12 protein-coding genes are annotated in these 12,988 nt (G+C 52.6%); 9 read left to right on the top strand and 3 right to left on the bottom strand.

Annotated features, from left to right (window positions below; genetic code table 11):
* Positions 1–26: 26 nt before the first annotated feature.
* The 3 genes from J1782_RS15465 to mutH all read right to left on the bottom strand — a co-directional run bounded on the left by J1782_RS15465 (position 27) and on the right by mutH (position 2,270).
* A complete protein-coding gene (locus J1782_RS15465; RefSeq protein WP_152325431.1) occupies positions 27–1,067 on the bottom strand; it encodes an NADP(H)-dependent aldo-keto reductase in 1,041 nt (346 codons plus the stop codon).
* A 170-nt stretch (positions 1,068–1,237) separates the two neighbouring features.
* Positions 1,238–1,456 carry a YgdI/YgdR family lipoprotein gene (locus J1782_RS15460; RefSeq protein ID WP_165061797.1) on the bottom strand — a complete coding sequence of 73 codons (219 nt, stop codon included), beginning with the start codon at positions 1,454–1,456 and terminating at the stop codon, positions 1,238–1,240.
* 127 nt (positions 1,457–1,583) lie between these two features.
* Positions 1,584–2,270: a DNA mismatch repair endonuclease MutH gene (gene mutH, locus J1782_RS15455; RefSeq protein WP_217153467.1), complete on the bottom strand. Its 687-nt coding sequence runs from the start codon at positions 2,268–2,270 to the stop codon at positions 1,584–1,586.
* Positions 2,271–2,965: 695 nt separating this feature from the next.
* Between mutH and rppH the strand changes: the two genes are divergently transcribed.
* From rppH to ptrA, 9 genes are all read left to right on the top strand, one after another.
* Positions 2,966–3,493 (top strand): RNA pyrophosphohydrolase, encoded by a 528-nt coding sequence (gene rppH / locus J1782_RS15450; RefSeq protein WP_101079247.1) that lies wholly within the window; start codon positions 2,966–2,968, stop codon positions 3,491–3,493.
* Positions 3,494–3,504: 11 nt separating this feature from the next.
* Positions 3,505–5,751, top strand: coding sequence for a phosphoenolpyruvate--protein phosphotransferase (ptsP, locus tag J1782_RS15445; protein WP_152325433.1), 2,247 nt, complete (start codon positions 3,505–3,507; stop codon positions 5,749–5,751).
* A 182-nt stretch (positions 5,752–5,933) separates the two neighbouring features.
* The gene (lgt, locus tag J1782_RS15440) at positions 5,934–6,803 is read left to right on the top strand and encodes a prolipoprotein diacylglyceryl transferase (protein WP_152325434.1); all 870 of its coding nucleotides are present in this window, start codon (positions 5,934–5,936) and stop codon (positions 6,801–6,803) included.
* Between the two features lie 6 nt (positions 6,804–6,809).
* The gene (gene thyA, locus J1782_RS15435; RefSeq protein ID WP_152325435.1) at positions 6,810–7,604 is read left to right on the top strand and encodes a thymidylate synthase; all 795 of its coding nucleotides are present in this window, start codon (positions 6,810–6,812) and stop codon (positions 7,602–7,604) included.
* 249 nt (positions 7,605–7,853) lie between these two features.
* Complete coding sequence (locus J1782_RS15430; protein ID WP_256443913.1) at positions 7,854–8,348, top strand: prepilin peptidase-dependent protein; 495 nt, start codon at positions 7,854–7,856, stop codon at positions 8,346–8,348.
* Entirely contained in the window at positions 8,339–8,926 is a 588-nt protein-coding gene (locus J1782_RS15425) for a prepilin peptidase-dependent protein (RefSeq protein WP_217153465.1), read from the top strand. Before J1782_RS15430 ends, J1782_RS15425 begins: the two co-directional genes overlap by 10 nt.
* Complete coding sequence (locus J1782_RS15420; protein ID WP_371819787.1) at positions 8,923–9,411, top strand: YgdB family protein; 489 nt, start codon at positions 8,923–8,925, stop codon at positions 9,409–9,411. The genes J1782_RS15425 and J1782_RS15420 overlap by 4 nt, the downstream gene beginning before the upstream one ends.
* A complete protein-coding gene (locus J1782_RS15415) occupies positions 9,404–9,751 on the top strand; it encodes a prepilin-type N-terminal cleavage/methylation domain-containing protein (RefSeq protein ID WP_165061752.1) in 348 nt (115 codons plus the stop codon). Before J1782_RS15420 ends, J1782_RS15415 begins: the two co-directional genes overlap by 8 nt.
* Positions 9,752–10,063: 312 nt before the next feature.
* Entirely contained in the window at positions 10,064–12,949 is a 2,886-nt protein-coding gene (gene ptrA / locus J1782_RS15410; RefSeq protein WP_217153464.1) for a pitrilysin, read from the top strand.
* Positions 12,950–12,988 lie beyond the last annotated feature (39 nt).

Here is a 12,988-nt window from a genome sequence, read left to right as displayed (position 1 = left end):
TTTTAATGGCTGTGATATGGCGTTTGTTACGGCGCCGGAATGGTGAAGCGTTTGTGGATTTCTTCCAGCTCAACCAGAATTTCGCCATCAAGCGTCAGGTCCTGACTGTCGATGTTGATCTTCAGTTGTTCCAGCGTGGTCGCGCCCAGCAGCGTGCTGGCGACAAACGGTTGCTGGCGCACGAAGGCCAGAGCCATCTGCGAAGGATCCAGATTGTGTTTTTTCGCCAGCGCGACATATTCGGCAATCGCCGCTTCTGCCTGCGGTGAAGAGTAACGCGTGAAGCGGCTGAACAGCGTGTTACGCGCACCGGCCGGTTTCGCACCGTTCAGGTATTTGCCGCTCAGCGTACCGAACGCCAGGCTGGAATAGGCGAGCAATTCCACCCCTTCGTGCTGGCTGATTTCTGACAAACCGATTTCAAAGCTGCGGTTCAGCAGGCTGTACGGGTTTTGAATCGAAACAATACGCGGCAGGTCATGCTTTTCGGCAAGTTGCAGATAACGCATCACGCCCCACGGCGTTTCGTTAGAAACACCGATGTAGCGGATTTTACCGGCGCGCACCTGTTCATTCAGAGCTTCAAGCGTTTCCAGTAAAGTCACCGGAGACTGTTCTTCAGTGTACTGATAGCTCAGTTTGCCAAAGAAATTGGTCTGACGCTGCGGCCAGTGCAGCTGATATAAGTCCAGATAATCCGTATTCAGACGTTTCAGGCTGGCATCCAGCGCCGCGCGGATATTTTTGCGATCCAGCATCTGGCCCGGACGGATGGAATTATCGTTACCGCGCGAAGGACCGGCGACTTTACTCGCCAGAATGATCTTCTCGCGGTTGCCGCGGGCTTTCAGCCAGCTGCCAATATAGCTTTCCGTCAGGCCCTGCGTTTCAGGACGCGGCGGAACGGGATACATTTCTGCGGTATCAATCAGGTTTATGCCCGCCGCAACCGCGTAATCCAGTTGCTGATGGGCGTCGGCTTCGCTGTTCTGTTCACCAAAAGTCATGGTGCCAAGTCCCAGTAAGCTCACTTCTAAAGAACTGTGGGGTATACGGTGATATTGCATTGCCGGTCTTCCTTTCTATCTGAGAATGTCAGCCTAACGAAAAAGCGCCTTTACTGACTATATACAAGGCAGGAACAAGGGGGAAGGGGGCAACTATCCTGCAATAACGCGGGTGGCACGTATGGCTACCCGCGTTATTGCATCAGGCAGGATGGAGTGGGGCGCGGTGTTTAGCGTTTCATGACCTGGCTGACGTTATCGTTGTTGATCTGACGCTTATTGCCCTGTTCATCGGTGTAGCTGAGCAGACCGGTGGATTTATCCAGCTCGGGTTTGCCGTCGGTCAGGATCATATTGCCGTCTTTGGTGGAAATCACGTAGTCGCTGGCGCAGCCTGAGAGGCTAAAAACCAGAAGTGCAGCACCGGTCAGCATCAAAGTTTTCTTCATCATCATCGTTGTTATTCCTTTGGTTACGTCGAAGATTTTTCGTTATGGGAAATGATCTACAGTCTAGCGTAGCAAAAGGAATCCAGCGTGGCAGAAAAGGTGTGTGAAATTTTATAAATTTCGGTATTCAAAGCAGAAAGTGGCGGGACAGCAGCGCGCCGGTGAAACGCTTCTTAAGATAAAAGCCGCGGGGAAGTGTCAGGATCGGCTGTCCGAACTCGCCGATAGCTTCTGTCAGCGCCTTGCTGTTCGCGGCTTTCGGCCGCAGTTGCAGATATTCTCCGTGACGGGCCGTTATGCTTTCGACTTTACCGAGCACGATTAAATCCATCAGCTCTTCCCAGTCCTGACGCAACTGCTGATCTTCTTCTTGCGACGGTTGCCACAGTAAAGGCGCACCTATATGCCGTTCTGCCAGCGGGATCTGACGTTCGCCTTCTACAGGGATCCACAGCACACGGGCCAGTTTGTGCCGCACATGACTGCTTTCCCACGTCACGCCGCTGTTTCCGGTTAACGGGGCGACGCACACGAAAGTGGTTTCCAGCGGTTTCCCCCTGGAATCGACCGGGATCGTTTTCAGCTCAATGCCAATGTCGGCAAAATCCTGCTCGGGTTTACTGCCCGCGATGGCACCGAGATACACTTCCAGCAACATGCCGACCCAGCCTTTTTCACGTTTCAGATTCGCCGGGATTGGCAAACCTGCGCGTGTGGCCAGTTCGCCTAATGTATGACCCGCAAGAGATTGCGCGCGTTGCAGCAGTGCGTTTTCGTCACGGGGCGGTTGTGTTGCAGGTAAAGGAATCGACATAAAAAACAATGCTCATTCGATAGATTAAATTTCGTACTGCTTTCATCCCGCACGGTGAATAAAAAGTTATACCTGCGCGGCGGCGGAATAATAGCATGATTTATCTTAGTTTTTTTTCCGCATTCCGGCGGATTTTGCAGGCTAAAGATTAGGTTGATCACCTGTTGAAGGCGACAATAAACAGGATCTTCCACCTAGTTATCCACAGATTTCTTGGATAACCTCAGGTTTATCCGATCACTGGTTCGATTTACAGGCTTGACGTATGGGGTTTCATCCAATTATTGCTCAGGTAACGTCAACTTTTAGTCGATCGCTGTGGATAAAAACGTCATTGGTCGATCTTTCGCCAGATCACTTTCCAATGTGATTTGGTTCTCATTTTTGAACGTGGGATAACGTGTTTATTGGTTATCAATACCATGTTTTTTAAGTGTTTTATGGGATTTCATTTTTCTCGGGCAAATAAGTTCAGGAGAGTTTTACCCCGCTTACTCTTAAGTTCTTCACATATCTATCCACAGAAAAAGTGAATAAAATCTCGGATGTTTTCCCAAATCTGTTTATAACTTTGGTTATAACTGTGAGTTATCCCATTTTTATTCATGCCGATCGGCGTTAACCAGTGGTTTACCGCCTGTTGGTAGTATGAAACAATCAGAACATCTATGATTTTAAGCTATTGAGGTAGTCCGGTGATCGATGATGATGGCTACCGCCCGAATGTTGGTATCGTAATCTGTGACAAGCAGGGTCAGGTGTTATGGGCCAGACGATACGGTCAGCACTCCTGGCAGTTTCCACAGGGGGGCATAAACCCCGGTGAAACCGCTGAGCAGGCCATGTACCGCGAGCTGTTTGAGGAAGTGGGGCTTGGCCGTAAAGATGTACGTATTCTGGCTTCGACCCGTAACTGGTTACGTTATAAATTGCCAAAACGTTTGGTGCGTTGGGACACAAAGCCGGTTTGTATCGGCCAAAAGCAAAAATGGTTCTTGCTGCAACTGATGTGCAACGATGCGGATATCAATATGCAGCGCAGCAGCACGCCTGAATTTGATGGCTGGCGTTGGGTGAGTTTCTGGTATCCGGTTCGTCAGGTCGTGTCATTCAAACGTGATGTCTACCGTCGTGTAATGAAGGAGTTTTCCACCACCATCATGCCGATGCAGGAAGTCTCTCTTCCAAAGACATCGCCCGCTTATCGTCGTAAAAGAGGCTAAGTCACGAAGAAATGCTCACGCGTTTGCGAGAAATTGTTGAAAAGGTAGCAATGGCGTCCAGCCTGAATGATGCGCTGGACGTACTGGTCAACGAAACCTGCCTGGCGATGGACACTGAAGTGTGTTCCGTCTATCTCGCTGACAATGACCGCCGTTGTTACTATCTGATGGCGACGCGAGGTTTGAAAAAGCCTCGCGGGCGCACTATTACCCTGGCGTTTGATCAGGGCATCGTGGGTCTGGTCGGGCGTCTGGCTGAACCCATCAACCTTGCCGACGCGCAGAGCCACCCGAGTTTCAAATATATCCCTGCCGTCAAAGAAGATCTTTTCCGATCCTTCTTAGGCGTGCCGATCATTCACCGTCGTCAGCTGCTGGGCGTGCTGGTTATTCAGCAGCGCGAGCATCGCCAGTTTGATGAAAGTGAAGAGTCCTTTATGGTCACGCTGGCAACGCAGCTGGCGGCAATCCTTTCCCAGGCACAGCTTAATGTGCTTTACGGACGTTTCCGTCAGACCCGCGTGCGGGCACTGGCCGCATCGCCCGGTGTGGCGATTGGGATCGGCTGGCAGGACAGCTCGCAACCTTCGCTTGAGCATGTCTACATGGCGTCCACGCTGGACACCGTTCGTGAACGCGAGCGGCTGACCCGCGCACTGGAAGATGCCGGTGCAGAATTTCGCCGTTTCAGTAAACGCTTCACGGCCAGCGCGCAGAAAGAAAGCGCGGCGATTTTCGACCTCTATTCCCATTTACTCAATGATGCGCGCCTCAAGCGCGAGCTGTTTGCGCAGATTGATCAGGGCGCAGTGGCGGAATGGGCGGTCAAAAAGGTTGTTGAAGAATTTGCGGCTCAGTTTGCCAGCCTCCAGGATACCTATCTGCGTGAGCGCGGCAGCGATTTACGCGCACTCGGCCAGCGGCTGGTGTTTCATCTCGACGATACCATCCAGGGCAATACTCAGTGGCCGGAACGTTTCATTCTGGTCGCTGATGAACTGACCGCGACATTGCTGGCGGAAGTTCCGCAAGACCGGCTGGCGGGCGTCGTCGTCCGCGACGGTGCAGCGAATTCCCATGCCGCAATTTTAGTCCGTGCGATGGGCGTCCCGACCATTATGGGCGCGGATATTCAGCCCGCGCTGCTGAGCCAGCGTCAGCTGATTGTTGATGGTTACCGTGGCGAATTGCTGATTGACCCGGAAGCCGTTCTGGTGACGGAATACAAACGTCTCATCAGCGAAGAAATGGAGCTGAGCCAGAAAGCCGAAGATGATGTTGAGCAACCGGCTGCGCTGAAGAGCGGCGAGCGGGTACAGGTTATGCTCAACGCCGGGCTTAGCGCTGACCACGAAAAGTTGTTTGGCAGCCGCGTCGACGGTGTCGGGTTATACCGCACGGAAATTCCGTTCATGCTGCAAAGCGGCTTCCCTTCGGAAGAAGAACAGGTCGCGCAGTATCAGGGCATGCTGCAATTATTCCCGCAAAAGTCGGTGACGCTGCGCACGCTGGATATCGGCTCTGACAAACAGCTGCCGTATATGCCGATCAGCGAAGAAAACCCGTGTCTGGGCTGGCGTGGAATTCGTATCACGCTCGATCAGCCCGAGATTTTCCTGATTCAGGTTCGCGCCATGCTGCGCGCCAACGCGGCGACCGGCAATCTTGGCATTTTACTGCCGATGGTCACCAGCCTCGAAGAGATTGATGAAGCGCGACGCCTGATTGATCGTGCCGGACGTGAAGTGGAAGAACAGTTGGGTTATGAGCTGCCGCCGACGCGTCTGGGTGTCATGATTGAAGTGCCTTCGATGATCTTCATGCTCCCGGCTCTGGCCGGAAGAGTGGAGTTTATCTCCGTGGGCACCAACGATTTAACGCAATATCTGCTGGCCGTCGATCGTAACAATACCCGCGTCGCCGGGCTTTACGATAGCCTGCATCCGGCGATGTTGCGTGTGCTTAAGCAGATTGTCACCAGCGCAGAAGCCGCAGGGCTGGATGTCAGTTTGTGCGGTGAAATGGCCGGTGACCCGATGGGCGCGCTGTTGCTGACCGGCATGGGGTTCCGCAATCTCAGCATGAACGGCCGCAGCGTGGCGCGTATAAAATATCTGCTCCGCCGTATTGAATTACACGATGCCGAAGAGCTGGCCAGCCGCGTTTTACAGGCGCATTTCACCACGGATGTTCGCCATATGACGGCAGCATTTATGGAGCGACGCGGGCTGGGCGGCCTGATCCGCGGCGGCAAATAAACACCCTTCGCGGTACGCGGTACCGCGTGACTTCTGCTGTGGCCGCATTCCGGCGAACGATGAGATGATTTTTTACAGAACTTTTCCAGCGGCTTAGCCCCGGAAAACCTCCCGGCTATGCTACTATTCGCTCCCTGCTGGCCCTTAACCGGGCGATAATGATAAACAATTTGTGGTGATAGATGAGCAACAGCTATCTGGCGTTTCCCCAGTTTGACCCGGTGATTTTCTCCATCGGGCCGGTATCTCTTCACTGGTACGGACTGATGTATCTGGTCGGTTTTGTCTTCGCAATGTGGCTGGCTGTTCGCCGTGCCAACAAGCCAGGCAGCGGCTGGAAAAAAGAAGAAGTAGAGAATTTACTCTATGCCGGTTTCCTCGGTGTCTTCCTCGGTGGCCGTATCGGTTATGTCTTCTTCTACAACCTGCCACTGTTCCTCGATAATCCTCTTTATCTCTTCAAAGTGTGGGACGGCGGTATGTCCTTCCACGGCGGCCTGATTGGTGTGATCGTCGTGATGTTGATTTTCGCACGCCGTACCAAGCGTAATTTCTTCCAGGTTTCCGATTTCATTGCTCCGCTGATCCCGTTTGGCCTGGGTGCAGGACGTCTGGGCAACTTCATTAACGGCGAGCTTTGGGGTCGTGTGACCACCGATGTGCCTTGGGCGATGTTGTTCCCCGGCTCACGTCAGGAAGATATCGCGATTGCCGCCGCTGACCCGAAATGGCAGCCGCTGCTGAACCAGTACGGTGTACTGCCGCGCCATCCTTCGCAGCTGTATGAACTGCTGCTGGAAGGCATCGTATTGTTCATCATTCTGAACGTCTTTATTCGCAAATCACGCCCGATGGGTGCGGTATCAGGCTTATTCCTGATTGGCTACGGCTTATTCCGCATCATCGTCGAACATTTCCGCCAGCCGGATGCGCAACTGGGCCTGTTCGATGGGATCATCAGTATGGGGCAGGTTCTGTCCATCCCGATGGTGGTCATTGGCCTGATTATGATGGTCTGGGCATATCGCCGTCCGCAGAAACAATTGTCGTGAGGTAACATGAAACAGTATCTGGATTTAATGCAGAAAGTGCTCGATGAGGGCACCCCTAAAGCCGACCGTACCGGTACTGGCACGTTGTCGATTTTTGGTCATCAGATGCGTTTCAATCTGCAGGAAGGCTTTCCGCTGGTCACCACGAAAAAATGCCATCTGCGCTCCATCATTCATGAACTTCTGTGGTTCCTGAAAGGCGAAACCAATATCGCCTATCTGCGTGAAAACAACGTCAGCATCTGGGACGAGTGGGCAGATGAAAACGGCGACCTCGGCCCAGTGTACGGCAAACAGTGGCGTGCATGGGGTGCGGCTGATGGCACGCAAATTGACCAGTTGTCCAATGTGATTAAGCAACTGAAACAGGATCCTAATTCCCGCCGTATCATTGTTTCGGCCTGGAACGTGGGTGAGCTGGATCAGATGGCGCTGGCACCGTGCCACGCCTTCTTCCAGTTCTATGTGGCGGACGGAAAATTGTCCTGTCAGTTGTATCAGCGCTCATGCGATATCTTCCTCGGCCTGCCGTTCAATATCGCCAGCTATGCATTGCTGGTCCACATGATGGCGCAACAATGCGACCTCGCGGTGGGCGATTTTGTCTGGACCGGTGGCGATACTCACCTTTACAGCAACCACATGGAACAGACGCATTTGCAACTGAGCCGTGAGCCACGCGCGTTGCCTAAACTGATTATCAAGCGCAAACCAGCCTCCCTGTTTGATTACAACTTCGAAGATTTCGAGATTGAAGGGTACGATCCGCACCCGGCAATCAAAGCGCCCGTCGCTGTCTGATCCTTCGCTGTTTGCCGCCTGCCACTCTGGTCAGGCGGCCATTTCCGTTAACACCTTTCTCCCTGCTGCCGTACGTTTTACACCTTTTCCTGACAATTTCTGTTGTGATTTCTAATTTCATTTCATCCCTGCGAGGCATCGCACAACGATTTTGCTGCGTGCCCTTTATTGCACATATTGTTCCCGAGGCGTGCTGGAAAAATGCGTTTTGCCTGTAGCGGATAAAATTTAAATGCCTAACCTGACCGCATGAAAACAACGCAACGGACGGGAGAACAGGGAATGTCGCTGATAGAAATGATGGTCGTGGTTGTCATCGTAGCGATGTGCACGCTGTGGGGAATGCACAGCTGGCGCGGTTATCAGCAGGCGCTGAAGCTTGAGCAGCATGCTCAGCGGCTGCGCCTGTATCTTTATGGCGTACAGACCGGTGCCAACAACTACAACCGTTCCGCGATACTGTGGGTGATGAGTGGAAAGGGCGGTTGCGTGGGAACCGGGCAGCGCGCGGCGGATTGTAAGGCGGCTGGTAGTAAGGTGTTTACGGTTGATGATCCTGAAATTGAATTGCTCGATTTTTCTGACAACGCGACCGGTTTTTACGGATTGCGAAATTCGGCCATGCCGGGACATCTCACACTGAAAAATGCGGCAGGCAGCCTGCGGATTGTCCTTTCTGCTCGGGGAAGATTGCGGATATGCAGTGAGAATCAGCCGTTACTTGGGATAGCGTCATGCCAGTAATCCCGCGCAATAACTTCGGGTTCACGCTGCCGGAAGTGATGATGGCGATGGGATTGGGAAGCATGCTGATGCTCAGTGCCGCGCAAATTTACCCGATGATGCGCCAGAGAAGCCAGAGCCTTGGCCGACATTATCAGCTGGATCAGCTTCTGCGTCAGACGGCATTTACGATGGAGAAAGATCTCCGACGGGTTGGTTTTTGTAATGGCATTTGTGAGGGAAAGCCCGTCCTTATCGGCAATGCTGACGGAGAAGCGGCGGGCTCCTGCGTCATTGCCATTTACGACCTGAACCGCAACGGAAAATGGGAAAACCCCGGCACCGCTGAATCTGAATATTTTGGCTATCGCCTGCGTCAAGGAGGCATTGAAATCCAGCGCGGAGCCTCCGGTTGCAGCGGTTCCGGCTGGGAAAAATTACTCGATCCTGCCGAAGTCAGCGTGACAAGGTTTAACATCACAGAACAAACCAGTAGTTCTGGCGGCCATTTGTTTACTTTACAACTCGAGGCCCGGTGGAGGCGAAATCCTTTTATCCATCAGCAGGTCGGCGCGCTGGTTGCGGGGCATAACTTGTGAAGGCTGTTGTGAATTTTACCGGTGCGGAACGCCAGCGCGGCAGCGCCCTTATATTGAGCGTTATGGTGATGATGGGGCTGGGGCTTATCGCCCTTAACTCATTACAGCAGCAACTTTCGGCTGGCCTGGCGCTGACTTCCAGCCAGCACCGGTTCGTTATTGCCTGGGAAAATGCTTCAACGGTGCTGGCCTGGGGAGTTCAGCAAAGCTGGAAGGCTTCTACCGGTTCAGACTGGCAATGCCAGGATGTGGCCGCAGGTTTACTGATTTCAGGAAAAGGCCGGGTCTGTGTGCGCCCGTCACTGCGCCCGGATCTATTTCTGCTGCGCGGGGAAGGGCAAATGGCCGAAGGCGGTGAGCCTGTCATGCAATTTCAGCAAGCCAGTGGAAAAAACAAGGCTGACGGCACTCAGGTTTTTATCCCTCTGAAACAAGGCTGGCTGGATTTCTGCCCGGAAACTAATGAGCTGATTTGTAATGGTTAATGCATCCGGAAAAGAAGATATCTCACAGCAGGGTTTTAGCTTGCCGGAAGCATTGATAGCCGCACTGTTGCTGTCGGTGTCTGTTTTAGGGCTGCTAAATTATTACCAGTCACTGACCTATGGTTTTATGCGTCAGTGGCAGGTGCAACAGGCGTGGTCAGAGGCTCATTCGCAGCTGGAAGCTTATGCGGCAACCGGGCAGAGCCACGAAACTGTCATGAAAGGCTGGGAATATCAACTGTCGGGGATTTCTTTCGGGCAATCATGCCAGCGGGTCAATATTGTTATCCGGTCACCTGCAAAATATCAGGCAATTTTGCAGCGTCTGATCTGCAAATAGGATGGCTAAATGGCAGCAGAATGGGTTCAGAATAAGTCGGGAAAATACCCTCAAGCCGCTTGCAATGACGGGCTAACAGCTTAGAGTGGTTTAACAGGGTGATTTTCCCCTGGAGGAAACGTCCGGTTCGGGAACAAAATGTGACGGAGCTCCTGACTGCTCATCCCGGTTCGATTTTTTTGACAACTATCCTGCGTCTGCGGGGTCTGAACAGTCCTGATAGCAGAAAACAGCAGGTTGAGATCCATCAGTTGTTGAACTGTTTATTTTTAGTGCCCGCGGGCATATTTACTCGATTGAGGGAGAGTGGCAATGTTGAAACAGGTTACCCGAATTTCCGGGTTACTGTTGTTATTGACCTTTTGGGCCCCTGGAGTCGCAAGCGCCGCCAACTGGCAGCCTTATGCACAAGCTATTAATAAAAGTCAGAACGACCCCCGTCTGTATCAGGCGATCAAGCTTGATAATGATATGACGGTATTGCTGGTTTCTGACCCTCAGGCGCCCAAGTCACTTGCTGCGCTGGCTATTCCCGTGGGTTCGCTGGAAGACCCTGATTCCCAGCTTGGCCTTGCCCATTACACCGAACACATGCTTCTGATGGGATCGAAAAAGTATCCTCAGCCTGAAAGCCTCTCCGAGTTCCTTAAAAAACATGGCGGCAGCCATAACGGCAGCACCGCTTCTTACCGTACGGCCTTTTATCTGGAAGTTGAAAATGATGCTTTGCCTGAAGCCGTGGATCGCCTTTCGGACGCCATCGGTGAGCCATTGCTGGACCCGGCTAACGGTGACCGTGAGCGTAATGCGGTAAATGCCGAACTGACCATGGCGCGTTCGCGTGACGGGATGCGTATGGCGCAGGTTCGGGCCGAAACGTTAAACCCTGAACACCCGGCGGCCCGTTATTCCGGTGGTAATCTCGATACGTTAAAAGATAAACCGGGTAGCAAACTTCACGATCAGCTCACCGCGTTCTATCACCGCTATTATTCTGCCAATCTGCTGGTAGGAGTTATCTACAGCAATAAACCATTGCCGGAGCTGGCAGATTTGGCTGCCAATACTTTCGGAAAGATCACTAACCATCATGCCGTTGTGCCGCCGATTACCGTACCGACGGTGACGACAGAGCAAAAAGGTGAATTCATCCATTTTGTTCCCGCGCAGCCACGCAAAGAATTGCGTATTGAATTTGCCATCGACAACAACAGCGCAGATTTTCGCAGTAAAACAGATACCTATATCAGCTATCTGATTGGTAACCGCAGCCCAAATACGCTGTCAGACTGGTTGCAGAAACAAGGTTATGCAGACGGGATCAGCGCCGGAGCAGACCCGATGGTTAACCGGAATATGGGGGTATTTAATATCTCTGTTTCCCTGACGGATAAAGGTCTTGCCCGGCGCGACACAGTGATCGCCGCGATTTTCAGTTATCTCAACGAAATGCGGACACAGGGTATTAAGAAGTCTTATTTTGACGAAATTGCTCACGTCATGGCGCTTGATTTCCGGTATCCCGCGTTAACCCGCGATATGGATTATGTGGAGTGGCTGGTGGATACCATGCTACGTGTTCCGGTTGAACATGTGCTCGATTCGCCGTATCTGACCGATCAGTACGATCCCAAAGCAATCGCATCACGTCTGGATGAAATGACGCCGCAAAATGCACGCTACTGGATCATCAGCCCGAATGAGCCGCACAACAAAATGGCTTACTTTATGGAGGCACCTTACGAAGTCGATAAAGTGCCGCCGCAAACTTTTGAAAAATGGAAAACGCTGGCGCAGGGCATCACGTTGTCGCTGCCAGCACTGAATCCCTATATTCCCGATTCTCTGGCGCTGGTGACGAAAGACTCGAAGGCGGCCAAACCTGAGTTGCTGGTGGAAGATAAAGGGCTGCGTGTCTTCTATATGCCGAGCAGGTACTTCGCCGATGAACCGAAAGCCAATGTCACGGTGTCTTTCCGTAATGAAGAGGCACTGAGTTCGGCAAAAAATCAGGTGTTGTACGGCCTGACGGATTATCTCACCGGTGTCGCGTTTGATCAGCTGAGCTATCAGGCGTCCATCGGCGGCATTACGTTCGGGACGTCTCCGGATAATGGCCTGCAATTTACCGCCACCGGCTTTACTGAATGTCTGCCTGATTTGCTGGCGGCATTAGTGGATAACTATCCGAACTTTAAGCCGACGCAGGAACAGCTGGATCAGGCGAAATCCTGGTATCTGGAACGCCTATCTTCAGCCGATAAAGGCAAAGCTTTCGAACTGGCGTTACAGCCGATCCAACTGCTTTCCCGTGTGCCGTATACCGAACGCGCCGAGCGTGAAAAGTTAGTCGCGCAGATTACGCTTGATGACGTGAATAATTACCGTGAACAGCTGATTCACCACGCCGCCGTCGAAGTGATGGTGGTGGGGAATATGACCGCCGATCAGGTCAGGGCGATGTCACAGCAGATTATGCAAAAGCTGGGCGCGCACGGGACCGAATGGTGGCGCGGAAAGCAGGCTGAAGTGTCTGAGCCGATGAAGGCCAATGTCCAGCGTACCGGCACCAGTACAGATTCTGCACTGGCGGCGGTGTATGTGCCACGCGGTTATGACGAAGTTCAGAGTATGGGCTACAGTGCGCTGCTGGGTCAGATTATTCAGCCGTGGTTCTACAGCCAGCTGCGTACGCAGGAACAGCTGGGATACGCGGTATTTGCCTTCCCGATCCCGGTGGGTAAACAATGGGGTATCGGCTTCCTGCTGCAAAGTAACAGCAAACAACCTGACTATCTCTATCAGCGCTATCTGGCATTTTATCCGCAGGCTGAAAAGCGTTTGCGGGAAATGAAAGATGATGAATTCCTGCAATATAAGCAGGGACTGGTGAATGAGATGCAGCAACGTCCGCAAACGCTGGATGAAGAAGCCGATCGTCTGGGCAATGACTTCAGCCGTGGAAATGCTCAGTTTGATACCCGGGCTAATGTGATCCGTGTGATTGCCGGATTGACACAGACTCAGCTGGCTGACTATTTCCATCAGGCTGTAATTGCGCAAGATGGTCTGGCGATGCTGTCTCAGGTTTCCGGCAACGACAGTAAAACGCCGCAGTATGCTGCGCCGGAAGGCTTCAAAACCTGGCCGGATACGTCAACCTTGCAGCAGGCTCTGAAATCGCAGACCAGCAAATAGAACTTCCAGACTTCAGTAAAAGCAAAAGGACGCGAAAGC

This window comes from Rahnella sp. BCC 1045 (genome assembly GCF_019049615.1).
GTDB lineage: Bacteria > Pseudomonadota > Gammaproteobacteria > Enterobacterales > Enterobacteriaceae > Rahnella > Rahnella contaminans.
This window is presented reverse-complemented; position numbering and strand designations above follow the sequence as displayed.